Below are 21,756 nucleotides of genomic sequence, written 5' to 3'. Positions count from 1 at the left end.
TATAGTTATGATATAATAGAATGACGAATAGGAAAAGAGGTTGAACGATGGGGAAAATCATCGAGCTCATATTTACGAGAGTCTACGTTGCCATGCTGGTAACAGGGATTTTTTGGATCTTGACGATTTGTGGAGGAGTCCTTTTTGGAGTGGGACCAGCCGGTGCTACTGTCATGAGCCTCTATGCGGAAAATGGCATGACCTACAAAGACTACCATTGGTCACGCGCTTGGGAATTGTTCAAAGAAAATTTTGTACCAGCCAATCAAGTCTTTTACTCCTTTTTCGCTGTTGAAGGAGTGCTAATCTATGGCATGTATCTCTTGATCCAGATTCCTCACTTGAATTTCTTCCAAATTTTGGTTCTCTTGTTTAATCTGGTTTTCCTTTTGGTTGCACCTCTAGCTTACGCCGTTTATTTGAAATTGCAAGTTCATTTCGATCTCTCTTATGTCAATAGTATTAAGCTCAGTTTGATCGGAATGTTGTTAGACATTCGTCCGATTCTCAAGCTGATTCTTGGGACAGCCTTACTGGGGGTTATCAGTTACTATATGCCCGCCCTTCTCTTTTTTGTCTTGATCGGCGTCTGGCATTTCTTTGTCAATGATATCTTTGATCCTGTTTATCAAAGTATTCACGAAAAATTGGTACCTTAACGATGAAAAAAATCTGGTTAAGTACGCTTTTAAAATTCTATGCCTATGTTATGGTAGTCATTTTGACCATTATGGGTCTGGTCGTAGCAGGGATCTCTTGGAAAAACCAACAAGCGGAAGCTGATCGGATCGCCCAACGGGTCTTGACAGAAGTCGTGACGGATCTTGAGACCTCTTACCAACGGGTTACCCAAGAAGGGCGTAGTCTTGTTGAAAATCCTGCAAAATTAGAAGGACTTTATCGCTATTTTACCTTGTCACCATCGGAGTATGAGACCTGGCGGCTGAATGCCCAATTCCCTTCTTATATCCAATTGTCCCTACATAAGAATATTGATAGCCTCTATTTGAGCAATAAAAATATCGAGGGGATCGATATCACCTTGTCTGACTACAAGACAGTTTTTGTCTCTACGCGGCAATCCAAAGGTGGCAAACAGGTCTCGGCAGATCATTACCAGGCTCCTGCGACCGCCATCCCTGTTCCTTTGACAGATCCGACCACGGGTGCGGGAATTGGGATTGCTTATTTGACTTTGGACCAAGAAATATTGACAGCAGCGATTGACAATGCCAGAGGCGATCTTCCGATCGCTGTACGGATCTTCACTCCCTTTGGGAAAGAGATGTACCATGAAGGGGATAAGGAGCAATCAAAAGATGTTAAATGGCAAACCCGTAGCACGATCTATGGCTACAAGGTGGATGTAGCTGTTTCTGAAAGTTATCTGGTCAAGAAGGGTCTAGCTAACTTGACCACTTTTCTCTCCATTGCTTTCCTGATTTTCTTGATCCTTTACTTGTTATTAGGTCAGATTTTCAAAAATTACCGGCGTCAAGTCCTCGATTTGGTCGATACCATGAATCTGATCAGTCAAGGCGATAGTGAACGACGGATTGATACCTCGACCAAGGACCAAGAACTGCTGGTTATTGGTAATATGATCAATACCATGTTAGACAATATGGATAAGAATATTCGGGATATCTACCAGCTGCAGCTCAGCCAAAAAGATGCCAATATGCGGGCCCTACAAGCCCAGATCAATCCCCACTTCATGTACAATACACTGGAATTTATCCGCATGTATGCCGTCATGCAAGAGCAAGAAGAGTTGGGTGATATTATTTATGAGTTTAGTAGTCTCTTGCGCAATAATATCTCAGATGAGCGAGTGACGACAGTTGACAATGAGCTCGAATTTTGTCGCAAATACAGCTACCTCTGTATGGTGCGTTATCCCAAATCGATCGCCTATGGCTTTAAGATCGATCTAGGCTTGGAAAAAATGAAGATTCCAAAATTCACCATCCAGCCTTTGGTCGAGAACTATTTTGCCCATGGAGTGGACCACAAACGCAAGGACAATGTGATTAGTGTCAAAGTCTTGCAAGGAGAAGGGCAAGTCATGATTCTAGTTACTGATAATGGGCGCGGGATGGAAGAAGAACAGCTAGAAAGCATTCAAGAGATACTAGCCAATCGCAATCCACGCTCAGAAATCGAAGAAAAGAGTGGGCGGCAGTCCATCGGAATTATCAATGTTCATGAACGCATGCTACTCTATTTTGGAGATCGCTACCATATCCAAGTCTTCTCCCAACCTCACCATGGAGTGACCTATACGATAACCATTCAAGATGAATAAAGGAGATAGAATGTACAAAGTCTTATTAGTAGACGATGAGTATATGATTACAGAAGGGTTAAAAAAATTAATCCCCTTTGACCACTGGAATATGGAAGTGGTCGCAACTGCTGAAGATGCAGACCAGGCCCTTGATTATGTGCGAGAACATCCGGTGGATGTGGTGATCACGGATGTCAATATGCCTGGAAAGACCGGACTTCAGATGATTGCAGAGATGAAGGATTTGATCCCAGATGCTGCCTATATCATTATGTCAGGCTATCAGGATTTTGAATATGTCAAAACAGCCCTCAATTTGCGCGTGGCAGACTACCTGCTCAAACCTGTCAATAAGGTGGAGATGGGCAATATCCTAGAAAAAATTCAGCACCAAATCCAGCAACCAAGCCAAGAGTTGGCCAATCGTTTGATTCACGATGACATCTCTGAGGAAGAGTTTTGTCGGTATATCGCAGGCCGGAACTCATTGTGGATTGGAGTCGCTAAGGAGAAAAAAGGCTTTATCAGCTCGTCTTACCAAGTTCTTGGGCAAAATCTTCAACTCTTTATCTCGGATCAAAAAGAAGATGCCATGATTGAGAAGGCCTTTGAGCCTCCTTATAAGGAGCACTTTCATCAATTTAAGGACCTAGTGGAGCGGAGTCTCTTTTATGGGGCGACCCCTCTCAATCAAGATGAAGAGGTCTTCCATTACTACGAGCCGGCCTACCGGGTGATCATGCAAGGAAATATCCAACAGATCTTAGAAGAACTGGACTGGTTGGAAAAAATGATTCTTGAGAAGACACCTAAGGTTTCGCTGACCAAGCAGCTCTTTATCCAATTTTTGATGGATGTCTTTCATTTGTTTGAATACCTGCAAGGAGATGATTTGGCTGATGTGGTCAAGAAAGTCCAAGAAGCTGCTACCTTTAGCGATATGCTTGGCTTCATCCAGGAAGAGTTGTCCCGTTTCTTATCCCACTATCGGATGAACGAAAATGTAGCGAGTGTCCTCCAAGTGATTAGCCGTGATTACCAAAAAGAGCTGTCACTCAAAGACATCAGTCGTGAACTCTTTATCAATCCAGTCTATTTAGGACAATTGATTAAACGCGAAACCAACGCAACTTTCGCAGAACTCCTAAACAAACAGCGGATCAAGGCTGCCCAGCAGCTCCTCTTATCGAGCAATGACAGTATTGAGGATATCTGCTACAAGGTCGGCTACAGTAATGTTGGCTATTTCTACAAGGTTTTCCGTAAACTCTGTGGAAAATCTCCTAAAACCTATCGTTTACAAGTTATGATAGAGCATACAGAAGATGAGTAAAAGGCTGAGACGATTTGTCTCAGCCTTTTAATTGAAGACAAAGTCTTCTTAAAAACTTTCCTTAGGTGAGTACGGACGTTAGGTGAAATTGTCCAGTGGATGATTTCAGCAATCCAGGAAGTTCCATGACTAATTATTGAACCTAAGGTTTCAATAATTCCGAGTACTTGAAACAAATGTGTTTCAGGTAATTTTTCACGGCGGAAAGTTCAGTAGATGATTGGATAATTCTAACGAATGAAGTTTTTTAGGATTTGATTAGATTTATAAAGATGTATCCTCCTAGAATCTAATGATTCTGCATCAAATACCCTATTTTGACTTTATCCGCTACGTCCTTTGTGTCTTGATTTTCCCAACCAGAAGCTTAGCTTCGATGGTGATTTCTGTGAGTTGGGTCCAATCGATTTTTTCTTGGTCTACGTGAAATAGAAGGGGGGTCATGGCGAGGAGCGCTTGGCGTTCTTCAGGAGTTAAATTCTTGGTGAGGCTGATCGTTTCGGATGAGAGGATCTGGCAGTGGTCTTCAAAGTGCTCCAAAATTTCCTGGTTGGAGTAGGATTGCTTGGTCAATTGATCTTGGGCCAACTGACGAATTTCTTTCAGATGAGAAGAGGTTGGGACGACCTTAATGATCACCCCTTCATCCTTTAAGACACGCTCAAATTCAGCGTAATTAGCTGGGGAGAAGATGTCCAAAATGACCTCCATACTTTTGAATTGAATGGGTAAATGAGCCAAGTCTCCTACAAACCAATTGACCTTCCAGTTAGCGTCACTCTTGGCAGCTAGTTGCACAGATTCCTTGGAAAGATCGAATGCATAGAAAGTAGCTTCGGGATAAGCCTCTTGTAGTTTACGGGAGTAATAGCCTTCCCCACATCCGATATCTAAAATCTTAGCATCACTGGTCGGAATTTTTTGTCCGATCGCTGTTAGAATCGGCTCATAAAAACCTGCTTCTAAGATCAGCTGGCGATTCTGGAAATTTTCTTTGTCATAGTCCTTCGATTGTTTGATCTGGGGAGCTAGGTTGACATAGCCAAATTTCGCTAAATCAAAAGAATGGCCCTTGGGACATTTAAAACTGGTCCCCGCAAGTTCTAGGTCCAATTGACAGATGGGACAGGCAAAAGCAGTGGCTGTTTGAAATCGTTGTAATTTTGGTTTAATCGGTGTATTCATATTAGTAGTGTAACAAAAGAGCTTCTAGATAGCAACCGATGCTCTAATAGAGCACCATACAGAATATGAGCTGACAGAAAAAGGCAAATCACTGATGCCGATTTTAAAGGACTTGAATCAATGGGGAAAAGAATGGCTGCAATAAATTTTCTTCTTCTTTTTGTCTCTTTCATCTTGCCACTCATCTCTTCATTTTGACCACTTATCCCCAAAAGTCGTTTTTTAAGTGGCTTTTTTGCTAGACTGATACTGTCAAAAAGGAGAGAGAACATGATATTACAAGCTAAAAACATCAGTAAACGGTATGGAAATCATCTAGTGGTTGATCATATTCACCTACAGTTTGAAAAGGGAACGTTTAATGCGATTCTAGGACCAAATGGGGCGGGGAAATCAACGACGATTTCTATGTTGATCGGTTTGAAACAACCAACGCAAGGCGAAATAATCTATGAACCCGGTACTAAAATTGGTGTGGTCTTCCAAACCAGTGTTTTAGATGAGATGCTGACGGTTAGGGAAAATCTGACCATTCGTGCCAGACAGTATAAAGGACTAAAACCAAATCGTGTGTCTGATCTTATTGATCGACTAGGGCTATCAGCTTTTCAAAAGCAGAAATATGGGACACTTTCAGGTGGCCAAAAGCGTCGGGTTGACATTGCGCGTGCTCTACTGCATGGTCCAGATCTTCTGTTCTTAGATGAGCCAACGACAGGTTTAGACATTCAAACTCGGAAGTCTATTTGGGATTTGCTCTATCAATTGCAGAGAGAAGAGGGAATGACCGTTGTATTGACCACGCATTATCTTGACGAAGCAGATGAAGCTGATCAAATTTATATTGTAGATCATGGGAAAGTGATTGCTCAAGGATCGGCACTAGATATTAAGAGCCAGTATGCTACTAATATCTTAAAGATTCGTTTCAAGGAGAGACAGCAGATAGAAAGTCTCAAATCTTCGGGAATGTCAGTAGAGCAACAAAGTCAATTGGAGTATGTTCTTCAACCCGAGAGTGAAAGGGAAGCCATTGATTACTTGGCGCAAGTTAGAGATAATCTAGCCCATTTTGAGTTTCGTCCAGGGACCATGGATGATGCCTTTATTGCACTTACAGGAAGGGAGGTCCGCTAATGCTAGCCTTACTAAAACGAAATTTTTTATTGTATTTTAGGAATCGTTCAGGAGTTTTCTTCTCCCTGTTGGGAGCCTTGATTTCCTTTGTTCTCTATATTATTTTTCTTCAAAAAAATCTAACAGATGCTTGGGCTCAGCTACCTAATAGTGGTCCTGTGTTAAATAATTGGTTAATGAGTGGGACGCTGGCTGTGACAGGGATTACGACAAGTCTGGCTGCCCTGACTCAGCTAGTAAAGGATCGTGAACATCAAGTAGATCAGGATCTTTATTTATCGGATCAAGGGAAGTGGCGGTTAGCATTTTCGTATCTAACGAGCGCAATCATCATCTCTTTTTTCATGCAAGTCCTAATGTATGTACTGATGTGTGGCTATTTTAGAGAAGTTCCAACCCTTTCTCTATTACCTGAGGTGCTCCTCATCATGCTGCTTAGTAGCCTGCTTTCTAGTTTAGTGAATGCCATTTTTGTTTATTTTTTCCAATCCGTAGACAGTTTGGGGAAGTTTGCGACCATAGTGGGTACAGCTTCTGGTTTTTTGGTAGGGACTTATGTACCTTTAGGTGTTTTACCTGATTTTGCACAACTACTAATGAAATGTACTCCAGCAACTTATATTGCTGCACTTTATCGACAAGTCCTCATGAAAGAAGCAGTGAGCGAAACCTTTAAGGGGCGAGATGATCTTCTTCGAGAATTTCAAGAAAAAATGGGTGTTCAGCTCAAATGGCAAGCTTTATTGACAAAGGAACAAACATACCTTATAGTGTTAGGAGGTATTCTTCTAGCTTTGGGGATTTGGATTTCCTTGGCAAAAAGATCGAGTAAAAGAAAGTAAGTGAGAATTGGAGTAGGAATGAAGATTCGTTTTGAGGAAAAACAAGATATCCCAGAAAACGACCCCTGTGTGGTCATTCAAGCCAAGCATTTATCTGATCAAGCACGAGAGGTGATGGACTATCTCGAACAATTTTCGACAGTGAATCAAGTAGTGATCCCTATCAAAACAGATGATCATTTGATCATGGTGAAAATTGATGACATTATTCTAGCCGAGATTGATAAGAATCAGCTAACCATTTATACGACAGACAAAACGTTCACCGTCAGAGATACTTTGACAAATTTTCAACATCGGATTAATCGTCGTAATTTTTTACAGATATCCCGCCACGCGGTGATGAATATCGACCATTTGGAATCGCTATCGGATAGTTTTTCAGGCAATATGATGGCTAAACTGACACGCGGAGTAAAATCAAGTGTCAGTCGGAAATATGTCAAATCCTTGATGGATTATTTAGGGGTATAGGAGAAAGTGATGAAACGAGTTATAGCTTATTTTGTATCTGGTATGAGGACAGGATCCTTCTTTTATTTGTGTTTGGTGTTATTATCCCATGTCTACACCAACATCGTATATCCTGCCGTGAATGTACGCAACATCTTAGCGATCTTTTTAATGAGTGGAACAATGGGAGTCTTGACGTTCATTCTTGAGGAAGAAGAGTTTTTGACCTATAGTTTACGTGTGGCTTTGCATTTAGTTGTGACAGCTGCCATCTTAGCATTGACCTACTTATTTTTTGGCTGGGGGGCAGCCTTACGGAGTCCGATTCCTTGGTTGATCTTTCTAGCAATATACGGCCTGATCTGGCTGTACCAGATTTGGCAACTCCATAAAAAAACTCAACGAATCAACCAAGCTTTGTTGCATCGCAGAAAAGGGAAATAGTCTCAGAAAAAAGTGTATAAGAAAACCACGAAGTTCATATGAAACTTCGTGGTTTTACTTTCTTAATAAGTCAAAACAAAGTATTTTTTCTTACCGCGACGGATAACGGTCAATTCATTTTCTAATTTATCGCTATCGCTCAAGACATAGTCAAGGTCTTGGATGCGTTCGCCATTGACGTAGATAGCTCCATTTTGAACATCTTCGCGGGCTTGGCGTTTAGAATTTACCACACCAGCTGTGACCAAGAGTTCAACAATGTTGAGGTTGTCTTCTGCTTGGACCTGGTAGTTTGGCACACCACGAAGGCCTTGTTTGAGTTCTTTGACAGAAAGGTTTTTGATGTTTCCTGCAAAGAGTTGTTCTGTGATGTTGAGGGCTTCCTTGTAGGCTTCTTCGCCGTGGACAAGGGTAACCACTTCACGCGCCAAGATCTTTTGAGCCAAGCGTTCGTGTGGCGCCGCTTCAAACTGTTTGCGGATCTCTTCAATCTCATCAAGTGACAAGAAAGTGAAGATTTTCAAGAAGCGCACAGCATCCGCATCCATCACATTCATCCAGAATTGGTACATTTCGTATGGAGATGTTTTGTCTGCATTGAGCCAGACGGCGTTTCCTTCTGATTTTCCAAATTTCTTACCAGTTGCATCTGTGATCAAAGGCACAGTCATAACATGACCAGTTTTATCTGCCTTACGGCGCATCAACTCAGTACCGGCTGTCATGTTTCCCCATTGGTCAGATCCACCGATTTGAAGGGTTACATTGTGTTCTTGGTTGAGGACGTAGAAGTCATAACCTTGCATAATTTGGTAGGCAAACTCTGTGTAAGAAATCCCTGTCTCAATCCGTTTTTTAACAGATTCTTTACTCATCATAGCATTGACCGTAAAGTATTTTCCGACATCACGAAGGAAGTCAATAAAGCTAATGCTTCCGAACCAATCGTAGTTGTTGACCATTTCGGCTTTGTTGTCACCATTTTCAAAATCGAGGAAACGAGACAATTGCCCTTGAATGGAGCGAACCCATTCTTGTACAGTTTCTTTTGTTTGGAGACTACGTTCAGCATCTTTGAAGGACGGATCACCAATGAGACCAGTCGCACCGCCAACGAGCGCATAAGGTTTGTGGCCTGCTAATTGAAGGCGACGGCTCGTCAAGATGGCAACCAAGTGACCAAGGTGAAGGCTGTCAGCAGTTGGATCATAACCAGTATAATAAGAAACCTGACCTTCTTCCAGTGCTTTGCGCAAGGCTTCTTCATCCGTCGTTTGAAATACCAAACCACGCTCTTTTAGCTCATCAAAAATGTGCATGTGTCTTTTCTCCTTTATAAGTTTATTCATTTCTCTATTCTACCATAAACCATGGAAATGGCAATGCTTTCCAGTATTTTCTTAGGCTTCCTCAAAAACAATTGGCGACGAATTCCACGCTCTTGTGATTGAAATCAAGGTGCCTAATCTGCTATAATATAGGGAACAAGGAGAAAGAATTAGTGAATCAATTAAAAGAGAAGCTGCAAGATTTTTGGAAGAAAGTCCAGAAATTTTTTGCAAACATGAATACAGATACTCCGAAGAAGGAAAAAGATGAAGAGAGCAGATGGTCTGTTGGCGATATTTTTGCGACCTTTTTACGGACCCTCAAACTCCTGTGGGATGTGATGATTGCCCTGTTGATTTGTCTCTTCTTATTTGGTGCAGGGATCGGGATTGGCTATGCGGCGAGTCTCTTTAGTAATGTCAAAGTTCCAAAGACAGAGGAGTTGATCCAACAGGTCCGCAATGTAAGCAGGGTTTCAAAACTGACCTATTCCGATAAGAGCCTGATTGCTGAAGTAGATAGTGATTTAATCCGGATTCCCGTCACTGGAGATGCCATTTCAGACAATGTCAAAAAGGCTGTAATTGCAACCGAAGATGAGAATTTTGAAAGTCACAAGGGGGTTGTGCCCAAAGCAGTTCTGCGGGCAACACTTGGATCGGTAGCCGGTGTGGGTTCCTCTAGTGGAGGATCAACCCTAACTCAACAGTTGATCAAACAGCAAGTTGTCGGAGATGCTCCAACCTTTACACGTAAGGCGACAGAAATTGTCGATGCTCTGGCCTTGGAGCGGGGGATGGATAAGAATGAAATCCTCACCACTTACCTAAATGTCTCACCTTTTGGACGGAACAATCGGGGACAAAATATTGCAGGTGTCGAAGCAGCAGCCCAAGGGATCTTTGGGGTTTCTGCAAAAGATTTGACCATTCCGCAAGCGGCCTTTATCGCTGGGTTGCCACAGAGTCCAATTGTCTATTCTCCTTACGCGGCAGATGGTAGTTTAAAGAGCAAGGAGAACCTCGAGTTAGGTTTGGCGCGTGCCAAAGACGTCTTGTTCAATATGTACCGGACAGGAGTTTTGTCGAAAAAAGACTACGAGTCCTACGTTCAGTATGATTTAACCAAAGATTTCATTGCCCCTGATGGCATCGAGAAAACACCTCATGATTATCTCTATTTCCAGGCCATGCAAGAGGCCAAAGAGGCCATGTATGATTACTTGATCAAGCGGGACAATGTGACCAAGCAAGACTTGAAAAATAATGAAACCGTCAAAGCCTATCAAGAATTGGCTGAAAACGAGTTGCGTGAAGGTGGCTATACCATTCAAACAACCATTAACAAACCGGTTCACAATGCGATGCAGGCAGCAGTAGCAAATTTTGGAAGCGTCTTGGATGATGGAACGGGTCTTGTAGAAGTCGGTAATGTCCTCATGGACAATCGCACGGGCGCGATTTTAGGCTTTATTGGTGGACGTAATTTTGATGGCAACCAAAACAACCATGCTTTTGACACAGAGCGATCACCTGGATCGACGATTAAACCATTATTGGCCTATGGGATTGCCATCGACCAAGGTTTGATGGGAAGCAATAGCATCCTATCAAACTATCCAACCAATTTCTCTAGTGGTGAGCCGATCATGCACGTGGATAGTCGAGGAACGGCTATGATGGACCTCCGTGAAGCTCTAAATACCTCTTGGAATATCCCTGCTTACTGGACCTACCAGACCCTTCGTGAACAGGGCGTAGATGTTCCCTCCTACATGAAGAAGATGGGTTATGATATTTCAGAGTACGGAATTGAGAGTCTGCCGATGGGGGGAGGAATTGAGGTCACGGTTGCCCAACATACCAATGGCTTCCAAACCATTGCCAATAATGGGAACTACCTCAAGCGCTACATGGTAGAGCAAATTATCGATCGTGATGGAGATGTGGTCTACAAGCATGAAGCAGATCCTGTTCGTGTTTACTCTCCAGCAACAGCAACTATTCTGCAGGATCTCTTGCGTGGGGTGATTACGTCAGGTGCCACAACGACCTTTAAGTCACGGATTAGCCAAGTCAACCCAACGCTGGCAGGTGCTGACTGGATTGGAAAAACTGGTACCACCAACTCAAACGGGGATATGTGGTTGATGTTGTCCACTCCAAATGTTTCTTTAGGAGGTTGGATCGGCCATGACAACAATGCTTCCATGCAAACCTTGACAGGCTACAACAACAATGCTCAATACATGGCGCAGTTAGCCAATGCAATCTACCAAGCAGATCCAAGTCTCTTTGGGATTCAGGATAAATTTACTCTCGATAAGAGTGTGATCCGTTCTGAAGTGCTCAAATCGACCGGTGAAAGACCGGGCCGCGTCAATGTCAATGGCCGAGATATCGATCTGAGTGGTCAAACGGTGACCAGTCTGTGGGCCAAAAATGGAGCCCCTACCACTCAATACCGCTTTGCCATCGGGGGATCGGATAGCGATTACCAAAGCGCTTGGGCAGCGATTCTAGGCAATGCAGGTGGCAATCAAAGCAACAATAAGAACAATACGACGACCAATAGTTCCAATCGAAGCAACTCAAATCGAGGCAATCAACGGTAATCGCATCCAGTAGAAAACCTGGCCAAAGCCTTGATTTTTGAAGGGAAATACGGTATAATGGGTGTAACTAATTTGTCGTGTGCTTTATTTGAAATATTGTCCAAATAAGAGCTTACAGCAGTTAAATCTTACTTGAATAAGTCGATTTAGCTGCTCTTTTTGTGTCTATTTTTTAGAAAAAAATCTAGTTTGTTACACAAATTTAATTTTTCTAAAAATTACAAAAACGGCAAATGAGGTGAAGAGACAGCTCTTCACGTGATGCAAGTCACACAAATGTAGTTAAAACCGGATAGGTGGTGAAAGTCATTTTACCTAGCTATCCTAGTATGGAAAAAGGAGCTAAAAACTTTGGCAGGACATGACGTTCAATACGGGAAACATCGGACCCGTCGTAGTTTTTCAAGAATCAAAGAGGTTCTTGATTTACCAAACTTGATTGAAATCCAGACAGACTCATTCAAAGATTTCTTGGATCATGGCTTGAAGGAAGTATTTGAGGATGTGCTTCCCATCTCAAACTTCACGGATACAATGGAATTGGAATTTGTGGGCTATGAAATCCGCGAACCGAAGTATTCGCTTGAAGAAGCCCGCATCCACGATGCCAGCTACTCAGCACCAATCTTTGTGACCTTCCGTTTGGTCAACAAAGAAACAGGTGAAATCAAGACCCAAGAAGTCTTCTTTGGCGATTTCCCAATCATGACTGAAATGGGAACCTTCATCATCAATGGTGGAGAGCGGATCATCGTATCTCAGCTCGTCCGTTCACCAGGTGTCTACTTCAATGATAAGGTGGATAAGAACGGTAAGGTCGGTTATGGATCAACGGTTATCCCCAACCGTGGAGCTTGGTTAGAGTTAGAAACAGACTCAAAAGACATTGCTTACACGCGCATTGACCGTACGCGTAAAATTCCATTTACAACTCTTGTACGTGCTCTTGGATTCTCAGGAGATGATGAAATCATCGATATCTTTGGGGATAGCGAATTGGTTCGCAATACCATCGAAAAAGATATCCATAAAAATCCAATGGATTCACGAACAGACGAAGCTCTTAAAGAAATCTATGAGCGCCTTCGTCCAGGTGAACCAAAAACAGCAGAAAGCTCACGTAGCTTGTTGGTAGCCCGTTTCTTTGATCCACGTCGCTATGACTTGGCTCCTGTTGGTCGCTACAAGATCAATAAGAAACTCAATATCAAGACCCGCTTGTTGAACCAAACCATTGCTGAACCATTGGTAGATGCTGAGACAGGGGAAATCCTTGTAGAAGCTGGTACAGTCATGACCCGCGATGTCATCGACAGCATCTCTGAACAATTGGATAATGGTTTGAACAAAATTACCTACATTCCAAATGATGCTGCTGTTTTGACAGAACCAGTTGAATTGCAAAAATTTAAAGTTGTTGCTCCAACTGATCCAGATCGCGTTGTCACTATCATCGGAAATGCCAACCCATCTGACAAAGTTCGCATCGTAACTCCAGCAGATATCTTGGCAGAGATGAGCTATTTCTTGAACCTTGCAGAAGGTCTTGGCCGTGTGGATGATATCGACCACCTTGGAAATCGCCGGATCCGTGCCGTTGGCGAATTGCTTGCCAACCAAGTGCGTCTTGGTCTTTCACGGATGGAACGAAACGTTCGCGAACGCATGTCTGTACAAGATAACGATGTCTTAACACCACAACAAATCATCAACATCCGTCCAGTTACTGCGGCGATTAAAGAATTCTTTGGTTCTTCACAATTGTCCCAGTTCATGGACCAACACAACCCACTTTCTGAGTTGTCCCACAAACGTCGTTTGTCTGCCTTAGGACCTGGTGGTTTGACACGTGACCGTGCTGGATATGAAGTCCGTGACGTACACTACACTCACTATGGTCGGATGTGTCCAATCGAAACACCTGAAGGACCAAACATCGGTTTGATCAACAACTTGTCATCTTATGGACACTTGAACAAATACGGCTTCATCCAAACGCCATACCGGAAAGTGGACCGTGAAAAAGGTGTGGTAACCAACGAAATCGTCTGGTTGACAGCCGATGAAGAAGATGAGTACATTGTCGCTCAGGCCAACTCTAAGTTGAACGAAAAGGGAGGCTTTGCTGAGCCAATCGTTATGGGACGTCACCGTGGTAACAACCAAGAGTTCCCATCTGATCAAGTCGACTACATGGACGTTTCTCCAAAACAAGTAGTTGCCGTTGCGACAGCATGTATTCCTTTCTTGGAAAATGATGACTCCAACCGTGCCCTCATGGGTGCCAACATGCAACGTCAGGCTGTTCCGTTGATCGATCCAAAAGCCCCTTACGTGGGGACTGGTATGGAATACCAAGCAGCCCATGACTCAGGAGCCGCAGTCATTGCTCAACACGATGGTAAAGTTACTTACGCAGATGCGGACAAGGTAGAAGTTCGTCGGGAAGATGGATCCCTTGATGTCTATCATATTCAAAAATTCCGTCGTTCAAACTCAGGTACGGCTTACAACCAACGTACCCTTGTAAAAGTTGGCGATGTTGTTGAAAAAGGCGACTTTATCGCAGACGGACCATCGATGGAAAAAGGGGAAATGGCCCTTGGTCAAAACCCAATCGTCGCTTACATGACTTGGGAAGGCTATAACTTCGAGGATGCCGTTATCATGAGCGAACGCTTGGTGAAAGAAGATGTCTATACATCTGTTCACTTGGAAGAATTCGAATCAGAAACACGCGATACCAAGTTAGGCCCTGAAGAAATTACCCGTGAAATTCCAAACGTTGGGGAAGATGCTCTTCGCGACTTGGATGAAACAGGTATTATCCGTATCGGTGCGGAAGTAAAAGAAGGTGATATCCTTGTCGGTAAGGTAACACCGAAGGGTGAAAAAGACCTTTCTGCTGAAGAACGTCTTCTTCACGCGATCTTTGGAGATAAATCTCGTGAAGTGCGGGATACCTCTCTTCGTGTACCTCACGGTGGAGATGGAGTCGTTCGCGATGTTAAGATCTTTACGCGTGCAAACGGAGATGAATTGCAATCGGGTGTCAACATGTTGGTTCGTGTGTACATCGCACAAAAACGTAAGATTCGCGTCGGAGATAAGATGGCCGGTCGTCACGGAAACAAAGGGGTTGTATCCCGTATTGTTCCTGTAGAAGATATGCCTTACCTTCCAGACGGTACACCAGTTGATATCATGTTGAACCCTCTTGGGGTGCCATCGCGTATGAATATCGGTCAGGTTATGGAACTTCACCTTGGTATGGCAGCTCGTAACTTGGGTATTCACATCGCAACGCCAGTCTTTGACGGAGCAAGCTCAGAAGATCTCTGGGATACTGTGAAAGAAGCTGGTATGGATAGCGATGCTAAGACCATTCTTTATGATGGTCGTACAGGTGAGCCATTTGACAACCGTGTCTCTGTCGGTGTCATGTACATGATCAAGCTTCACCACATGGTTGATGATAAACTCCATGCCCGTTCAGTCGGACCATACTCAATGGTTACCCAACAACCACTCGGAGGTAAAGCTCAGTTTGGTGGACAACGTTTCGGGGAAATGGAAGTGTGGGCCCTTGAGGCTTATGGTGCGTCTAATGTCCTTCAAGAAATCTTGACCTACAAGTCAGATGATGTCAACGGACGTTTGAAAGCTTATGAAGCGATTACCAAAGGTAAACCAATTCCAAAACCAGGTGTGCCAGAATCCTTCCGCGTTCTTGTCAAAGAATTGCAATCTCTTGGTCTTGACATGCGTGTCTTGGACGAAGATGATCAAGAAGTGGAACTTCGTGACCTCGATGAAGGGGAAGATGATGATGTGATTCATGTGGATGACCTTGAAAAAGCACGTGAAAAAGCAGCTAAGGAAGCAAAAGCAGCCTTTGATGCGGAAGAATCAGAAAAATAATCAAGACTCAGAGTTATCCTGTGAGAAAGGAATGTCTCTAACAGGATGATTTGGAAACAAGATACAGAAACTAGGAGATGGTGAGAAGGTTCGCTTTCTTGCCCCCTAAGACTGTATCCAAATGAAACAAGTATGAAAACAAGGAAAGGTAAGAAATAGTGGTTGATGTAAATCGTTTTAAAAGTATGCAAATCACCCTAGCTTCTCCAAGCAAGGTCCGTTCATGGTCTTATGGAGAGGTCAAGAAACCTGAAACAATCAACTACCGTACATTGAAACCAGAACGTGAAGGTCTCTTTGATGAAGTCATCTTTGGACCGACAAAAGACTGGGAATGTGCGTGTGGAAAATACAAACGGATCCGTTACAAAGGGATCGTTTGTGACCGCTGTGGTGTGGAAGTAACACGTGCCAAGGTTCGTCGTGAACGCATGGGTCACATCGAGTTGAAAGCACCTGTATCACACATCTGGTATTTCAAAGGCATCCCTTCTCGTATGGGATTGACCTTGGATATGAGTCCTCGTGCTCTTGAAGAAGTCATCTACTTCGCAGCTTACGTGGTCATCGATCCAAAAGATACGCCGCTTGAGCACAAGTCCATCATGACAGAACGTGAATACCGTGAACGCTTGCGTGAATACGGAGCAGGTTCCTTTGTTGCCAAGATGGGTGCAGAAGCGATCCAAGACCTCTTGAAACAAGTAGATTTGGAAGCTGAAATTGCTGTCTTGAAAGAAGAATTGAAGACTGCAACTGGTCAAAAACGTGTGAAGGCTGTTCGCCGTTTGGATGTTTTGGATGCCTTCTACAAATCTGGTAACAAGCCAGAATGGATGGTTCTCAACATCCTTCCAGTTATTCCACCAGATCTTCGTCCGATGGTTCAATTGGATGGTGGCCGTTTTGCCGCCTCTGACTTGAACGACCTTTACCGTCGTGTGATCAACCGGAACAACCGTTTGGCGCGTTTGCTTGAGTTGAATGCTCCTGGTATCATCGTGCAAAATGAAAAACGGATGCTCCAAGAAGCTGTCGATGCTTTGATCGACAACGGTCGTCGTGGTCGTCCAATCACAGGACCAGGTAGCCGTCCACTGAAATCATTGAGCCACATGCTCAAAGGGAAACAAGGACGCTTCCGTCAAAACTTACTCGGTAAACGGGTTGACTTCTCAGGACGTTCCGTTATCGCCGTTGGTCCAACTCTTAAAATGTACCAATGTGGTGTGCCACGTGAAATGGCCATCGAGCTCTTCAAACCATTCGTGATGCGTGAAATCGTTGCGCGTGATATCGTGCAAAACGTCAAGGCTGCAAAACGCTTGGTAGAACGCGGAGATGAACGCATCTGGGATATCCTAGAAGAAGTGATCAAAGAACACCCAGTTCTCTTGAACCGCGCACCGACCCTTCACCGTTTGGGGATCCAAGCCTTTGAACCTGTCTTGATTGACGGGAAAGCTCTTCGCTTGCACCCACTTGTCTGTGAAGCCTACAATGCCGACTTTGACGGGGACCAAATGGCCATCCACGTACCGCTTTCAGAAGAAGCCCAAGCAGAAGCTCGTATCTTGATGCTGGCTGCTGAGCACATCTTGAATCCGAAAGATGGGAAACCAGTCGTTACCCCATCTCAGGATATGGTATTGGGGAACTACTACTTGACTATGGAAGAAGCTGGTCGTGAAGGCGAAGGAATGGTCTTCAAAGACCGTGATGAAGCGGTCATGGCCCTTCGCAATGGCTATGTTCACTTGCATACTCGTGTCGGAATTGCGACCGATAGCTTGAACAAACCATGGACAGAAGCGCAACAGCACAAGATTCTATTGACAACTGTTGGTAAGATTCTCTTTAACGATATCATGCCTGCAGAACTTCCATACCTTCAAGAGCCAAATAATGCCAACTTGACAGACGGTGTTCCAGCTAAGTACTTCTTGGAGCCTGGTCAAGATGTCAAATCAGCGATTGAGCAATTGGAATTAAACGTTCCATTCAAAAAGAAAAATCTTGGAAATATTATCGCTGAAATCTTCAAACGTTTCCGTACAACTGAAACGTCTGCCTTCTTGGACCGCTTGAAAGACTTAGGTTACCATCATTCAACCCTTGCTGGTTTGACAGTGGGGATTGCCGATATTCCGGTCGTTGAAGATAAGGCAGAAATCATTGAAGAATCTCACAAACGTGTGGAACAGATCACCAAACAATTCCGTCGTGGTTTGATCACGGATGACGAACGCTACAATGCCGTTACAGCTGAATGGCGTGCAGCCCGTGAGAAATTGGAAAAACGCTTGGTGGATAACCAAGATCCGAAGAATCCAATCGTTATGATGATGGATTCTGGAGCCCGTGGTAACATCTCAAACTTCTCACAACTTGCCGGTATGCGTGGTTTGATGGCCGCTCCAAACGGACGGATCATGGAATTGCCGATCCTTTCAAACTTCCGCGAAGGTTTGTCAGTACTGGAAATGTTCTTCTCAACTCACGGTGCCCGTAAAGGGATGACCGATACGGCCCTCAAGACAGCCGACTCAGGTTACTTGACCCGTCGTTTGGTTGACGTTGCCCAAGACGTTATTATCCGTGAAGATGACTGTGGAACAGACCGTGGACTTGTGATCCGTGCCATTACTGATGGTAAGGAAATGATCGAGCCACTCGAAGAACGCTTGACAGGTCGTTATACCAAGAAATCTGTTAAACACCCTGAAACAGGTGAAGTGATTGTTGGTCCAGATACTTTGATTTCAGAAGACTTAGCACGTGAAATTGTCAATGCTGGTGTGGAAGAAGTCACTATCCGCTCTGTCTTTACATGTAACACCCGCCATGGTGTCTGCCGTCACTGTTACGGTATCAACTTGGCGACTGGTGATGCGGTTGAAGTGGGTGAAGCAGTCGGAACCATCGCTGCCCAATCTATCGGGGAACCTGGTACACAGCTTACCATGCGTACCTTCCACACGGGTGGGGTTGCCTCAAATACCGATATCACTCAGGGTCTTCCTCGTGTCCAAGAAATCTTTGAAGCCCGCAATCCAAAAGGGGAAGCGGTCATCACTGAGGTCAAAGGGGAAGTCACAGCTATTGAAGAAGATGCTTCTACACGGACCAAGAAAGTCTTTGTTAGCGGAGCAACTGGAGAGGGTGAATACGTTGTCCCTTACACTGCCCGCATGAAAGTCGAAGTGGGAGATCAAGTCTCTCGTGGTGCGGCTCTGACAGAAGGGTCTATCCAACCAAAACGTCTCCTTGCCGTTCGTGATGTCTTGTCTGTTGAAACTTACCTTCTTGCGGAAGTACAAAAAGTTTACCGTAGCCAAGGGGTAGAAATCGGCGACAAACACATCGAGGTAATGGTGCGTCAAATGATCCGTAAAGTACGTGTCATGGATCCAGGAGATACGGACCTTCTCATGGGTACGCTCATGGACATTACAGACTTTACAGATGCCAATAAGGATGTCCTTATCTCTGGTGGGGTTCCTGCGACAGCTCGTCCAGTCCTTATGGGAATCACTAAAGCCTCTCTTGAAACCAACAGTTTCTTGTCAGCGGCTTCCTTCCAGGAAACAACTCGTGTCTTGACAGATGCGGCGATTCGCGGTAAGAAAGACCATCTCCTTGGACTGAAGGAAAATGTTATCATTGGTAAGATTATTCCTGCTGGTACAGGTATGGCTCGTTACCGTAACTTGGAACCACAAGCGATTAACGAAGTTGAAATCATCGAAGAAGTGCCAGTAACAGATGGAACTGTAGATGAAGTTCAAACAGCTGAAGTCGTAGAAGAATAAGAAAAAAAGTCGGAACTATGTGTTCCGACTTTTTTTGAGAAAATAATAAAAATTTATTATTTGAAAAATAATTGTATAATTATTGAATTGTTTTTTTACCAAAAATATTAGCCCCTTAAAAGAGATGTTGTAATTATTTACAATTAGTGATTATGTGGATATGTATTCTAAACACCAAAATAATAAAATGACTAACTATTAGTAATTTCTTTATAAAACCCAAAATCGGTTTGACATTTAAAGTCATTGGCGGTAGAATGGAAAAAGATGTACACAAATTAAAAAAATGTCGAATTACATGTATGTCGATGGGGGAAGTTTATGGAAAAATTAAAGATTATGGTTGTGTTTGGGACGCGACCGGAGGCCATTAAAATGGCCCCTTTAGTGCTGGAATTGCAAAAGCAGAAGGAGACTATTGAGACCATTACGGTGGTGACTGCTCAGCACCGTCAAATGTTGGATCAAGTCCTAGAGACTTTTAAAGTTGTACCAGATTACGACTTAGATATTATGGGGAAGAGCCAGACCCTATTAGAGATTACCTCTAAAATTTTGGATAAATTAGATCCCGTTATCAAAAAAGAAAAACCGGATATGGTCTTAGTCCATGGAGATACGACAACTACCTTTGCGGCGAGTTTGGTTGCCTTTTATAACCAAGTGAGTATTGGCCACGTCGAAGCCGGTTTACGGACTTTTGATAAATATTCTCCATATCCAGAAGAAATGAACCGCCAAATGACGGATAACCTAGCGGATCTGTATTTTGCGCCGACAAGTGAAAGTAAGGACAATCTCTTAAAAGAAAATCATCCAGAATCTTCTATTGTGGTGACGGGAAATACAGCTATTGATGCCTTAAAACTAACCGTTCAAGAGGACTACCACCACGAGGTACTAGATCAAGTAGATCCAGCTAAAAAAGTGATTCTTGTCACCATGCATCGAAGAGAAAACCAAGGAGCGCCGATGCGAGCAGTCTTTGGAGCTCTGCGAGAAATGGTGGATCAAGAGCCGAATATTGAAGTAGTCTATCCGGTTCATCTTAGTCCAGCGGTCCAAGAGGCGGCGAACGATCTATTAGGAGATCACGATCGGATCCATCTCATCGCACCCCTGGATGTGCTTGATTTCCATAACTTGGCTTCTAGAAGTTACTTTATCATGTCGGATTCAGGTGGTGTGCAAGAGGAGGCGCCATCACTAGGGAAACCGGTATTGGTATTGCGCGACACGACAGAACGCCCAGAAGGTGTTCGAGCAGGAACCTTGAAATTAGTTGGGACAGATCCTGCAGTCGTTAAAGCTACGATGACAGAGCTCTTAACCAATGAACATCTTTATCTAGAAATGGCGAATGCGCGAAATCCTTATGGGGATGGAAGAGCGTCTGAGCGAATCGTACAAGCTATTAAACATTATTTTGGCCAGGGAGAGGCTGCCGAAGAATTTCATGAGGGAGAGAAAGAATAAATGAAAAAAACGGAAAAGTTAAGTAGATGGTTGCTGATTTTGATTGTTTTCGAAGTACTTCTTTTACTTTACTGCTTGTTTTTTGCAAGAGGGATTCTTCTTGAAGAAGGATTATTCTTTGTTTTAGGATTATTTTCTGCCATTGTTTTATCTGATTTATTGTTGACCTGGACCATCCTTTTGTCCTTTGCCTTTGGGATTGTCTTTTTGGTAGCGGGTGTCGTTTATATCCCCTTCCACCAAGCCTTGCTCTTACTTTTTAGTTTTCCAGCTTTAATTGGAATCTTGCTAAATATTCGCTATCATCTCTTTAAAGAGATCGCAAAAGTAAAAGACCAAGAGCCAGAAGCCTATGCGGCTTACCGCAATCTCATTGCTTCTTATGGTGGGGAAAATAAGGGACAGATTCAAGCCTTACTTATCCACTGGTCTCACGAGGAATTGTTTTTCCAAGTGCAACCGAGGGAGTATAATCGGACCTTGAACCAAATCAACTATTTGTTAACGCATCATCTAAAACCAAATGAAGGTTTGTATTATGTATCAGACGGTAATTTTTTGATCTTATCTGCTGACAGCGAGCGGGATCTGAAAAAGGATTATGTGACGGTCTTGAAACCACAATTGGAAGGCCTTGTATTCAAAGGCGAAGATGGGGTTCAAGCCATTCAATTTCAATCCGGCTTTCTTGTAGTGGATCAATCCAATCGAACCAAATATCATCGCTATAAAGAAATGATTCGTTACTTAAAACGTCAACTTGAAACAGATATTATTGTGGAATATTAGGAGGAAAAAATGACTCTTACAAATATATTTTTTAATATAGCTGTGGGCATTAGTGTATTTTTTGCCCTGTGCTTTATTGTATTATTTGTAGCTTATATGGTAATTTACCATCGTGTTAATAAAAACTTTAA

14 protein-coding genes and 1 pseudogene are annotated in these 21,756 nt (G+C 43.4%); 13 read left to right on the top strand and 2 right to left on the bottom strand.

Translation table 11 applies throughout. The features are described 5' to 3' along the window. Positions 1 to 47 precede the first annotated feature (47 nt). Genes QM830_RS07850 through QM830_RS07840 form a run of 3 tightly spaced genes read left to right on the top strand, consistent with a single transcriptional unit; the run spans position 48 to position 3,623 of the window. The gene (locus QM830_RS07850) at positions 48 to 659 is read left to right on the top strand and encodes a YesL family protein (protein WP_414326363.1); all 612 of its coding nucleotides are present in this window, start codon (positions 48 to 50) and stop codon (positions 657 to 659) included. A gap of 2 nt (positions 660 to 661) precedes the next feature. Continuing rightward, positions 662 to 2,308 (top strand): histidine kinase, encoded by a 1,647-nt coding sequence (locus QM830_RS07845; RefSeq protein WP_414326361.1) that lies wholly within the window; start codon positions 662 to 664, stop codon positions 2,306 to 2,308. Positions 2,309 to 2,318: 10 nt separating this feature from the next. Then, on the top strand, positions 2,319 to 3,623 hold the full coding sequence (locus QM830_RS07840) for a response regulator transcription factor (protein WP_414326359.1): 1,305 nt from the start codon (positions 2,319 to 2,321) through the stop codon (positions 3,621 to 3,623). A 330-nt stretch (positions 3,624 to 3,953) separates the two neighbouring features. On the opposite strand, the gene QM830_RS07835 is transcribed toward QM830_RS07840, so the two are convergent. Next, the gene (locus QM830_RS07835) at positions 3,954 to 4,808 is read right to left on the bottom strand and encodes a putative RNA methyltransferase (protein WP_009732054.1); all 855 of its coding nucleotides are present in this window, start codon (positions 4,806 to 4,808) and stop codon (positions 3,954 to 3,956) included. Between the two features lie 37 nt (positions 4,809 to 4,845). Between QM830_RS07835 and QM830_RS07830 the strand changes: the two are divergent. From QM830_RS07830 to QM830_RS07810, 5 genes and pseudogenes are all read left to right on the top strand, one after another. Beyond that, a pseudogene (locus QM830_RS07830) lies at positions 4,846 to 4,953 on the top strand (winged helix-turn-helix transcriptional regulator); the annotation flags it as partial. Between the two features lie 125 nt (positions 4,954 to 5,078). Then, positions 5,079 to 5,945, top strand: a complete 867-nt coding sequence (locus tag QM830_RS07825; RefSeq protein ID WP_009732055.1) for an ATP-binding cassette domain-containing protein — start codon at positions 5,079 to 5,081, stop codon at positions 5,943 to 5,945. Next, complete coding sequence (locus QM830_RS07820; RefSeq protein WP_009732056.1) at positions 5,945 to 6,787, top strand: ABC transporter permease; 843 nt, start codon at positions 5,945 to 5,947, stop codon at positions 6,785 to 6,787. Before QM830_RS07825 ends, QM830_RS07820 begins: the two co-directional genes overlap by 1 nt. 18 nt (positions 6,788 to 6,805) lie before the next feature. Further along, on the top strand, positions 6,806 to 7,261 hold the full coding sequence (locus tag QM830_RS07815) for a LytTR family DNA-binding domain-containing protein (RefSeq protein ID WP_009732057.1): 456 nt from the start codon (positions 6,806 to 6,808) through the stop codon (positions 7,259 to 7,261). Positions 7,262 to 7,270: 9 nt separating this feature from the next. Continuing rightward, complete coding sequence (locus QM830_RS07810) at positions 7,271 to 7,684, top strand: DUF3021 domain-containing protein (RefSeq protein ID WP_009732058.1); 414 nt, start codon at positions 7,271 to 7,273, stop codon at positions 7,682 to 7,684. A gap of 62 nt (positions 7,685 to 7,746) precedes the next feature. Here QM830_RS07810 and tyrS read toward each other — a convergent pair whose 3' ends face one another. Then, positions 7,747 to 9,003, bottom strand: a complete 1,257-nt coding sequence (gene tyrS, locus QM830_RS07805) for a tyrosine--tRNA ligase (RefSeq protein WP_003004779.1) — start codon at positions 9,001 to 9,003, stop codon at positions 7,747 to 7,749. A 182-nt stretch (positions 9,004 to 9,185) separates the two neighbouring features. On the opposite strand from tyrS, the gene pbp1b reads away from it, so the two are divergent. The 5 genes from pbp1b to QM830_RS07780 all read left to right on the top strand — a co-directional run bounded on the left by pbp1b (position 9,186) and on the right by QM830_RS07780 (position 21,625). Then, a complete protein-coding gene (gene pbp1b, locus QM830_RS07800; RefSeq protein ID WP_414326355.1) occupies positions 9,186 to 11,627 on the top strand; it encodes a penicillin-binding protein PBP1B in 2,442 nt (813 codons plus the stop codon). Positions 11,628 to 11,978: 351 nt separating this feature from the next. Continuing rightward, positions 11,979 to 15,548, top strand: coding sequence for a DNA-directed RNA polymerase subunit beta (gene rpoB, locus QM830_RS07795; protein ID WP_414326353.1), 3,570 nt, complete (start codon positions 11,979 to 11,981; stop codon positions 15,546 to 15,548). A gap of 158 nt (positions 15,549 to 15,706) precedes the next feature. Next, positions 15,707 to 19,360, top strand: coding sequence for a DNA-directed RNA polymerase subunit beta' (gene rpoC / locus QM830_RS07790; RefSeq protein WP_414326351.1), 3,654 nt, complete (start codon positions 15,707 to 15,709; stop codon positions 19,358 to 19,360). Between the two features lie 321 nt (positions 19,361 to 19,681). After that, positions 19,682 to 20,836: a non-hydrolyzing UDP-N-acetylglucosamine 2-epimerase gene (gene wecB, locus QM830_RS07785; RefSeq protein ID WP_009732062.1), complete on the top strand. Its 1,155-nt coding sequence runs from the start codon at positions 19,682 to 19,684 to the stop codon at positions 20,834 to 20,836. Then, positions 20,837 to 21,625, top strand: coding sequence for a hypothetical protein (locus tag QM830_RS07780; RefSeq protein WP_414326349.1), 789 nt, complete (start codon positions 20,837 to 20,839; stop codon positions 21,623 to 21,625). The last annotated feature ends 131 nt before the right edge of the window (positions 21,626 to 21,756 follow it).

The sequence above is a fragment of the Streptococcus sp. OMI750 genome (genome assembly GCF_047463895.1).
In the GTDB taxonomy this organism is placed as follows: Bacteria; Bacillota; Bacilli; order Lactobacillales; family Streptococcaceae; genus Streptococcus.
The sequence above is the reverse complement of the archived record's forward strand: the minus strand, read 5'-3'. Positions and strand labels throughout refer to the sequence as shown.

What these genes read in the sequence shown, in the direction of transcription:
- QM830_RS07835 (WP_009732054.1), bottom strand. Translation starts at nt 4,808, where the DNA reads ATGAATACACCGATTAAACCAAAATTACAACGATTTCAAACAGCCACT.
- QM830_RS07810 (WP_009732058.1), top strand. Translation starts at nt 7,271, where the DNA reads ATGAAACGAGTTATAGCTTATTTTGTATCTGGTATGAGGACAGGATCC.
- QM830_RS07825 (WP_009732055.1), top strand. Translation starts at nt 5,079, where the DNA reads ATGATATTACAAGCTAAAAACATCAGTAAACGGTATGGAAATCATCTA.
- QM830_RS07840 (WP_414326359.1), top strand. Translation starts at nt 2,319, where the DNA reads ATGTACAAAGTCTTATTAGTAGACGATGAGTATATGATTACAGAAGGG.
- QM830_RS07850 (WP_414326363.1), top strand. Translation starts at nt 48, where the DNA reads ATGGGGAAAATCATCGAGCTCATATTTACGAGAGTCTACGTTGCCATG.
- tyrS (WP_003004779.1), bottom strand. Translation starts at nt 9,003, where the DNA reads ATGCACATTTTTGATGAGCTAAAAGAGCGTGGTTTGGTATTTCAAACG.
- QM830_RS07820 (WP_009732056.1), top strand. Translation starts at nt 5,945, where the DNA reads ATGCTAGCCTTACTAAAACGAAATTTTTTATTGTATTTTAGGAATCGT.
- QM830_RS07845 (WP_414326361.1), top strand. Translation starts at nt 662, where the DNA reads ATGAAAAAAATCTGGTTAAGTACGCTTTTAAAATTCTATGCCTATGTT.
- QM830_RS07815 (WP_009732057.1), top strand. Translation starts at nt 6,806, where the DNA reads ATGAAGATTCGTTTTGAGGAAAAACAAGATATCCCAGAAAACGACCCC.
- QM830_RS07780 (WP_414326349.1), top strand. Translation starts at nt 20,837, where the DNA reads ATGAAAAAAACGGAAAAGTTAAGTAGATGGTTGCTGATTTTGATTGTT.
- wecB (WP_009732062.1), top strand. Translation starts at nt 19,682, where the DNA reads ATGGAAAAATTAAAGATTATGGTTGTGTTTGGGACGCGACCGGAGGCC.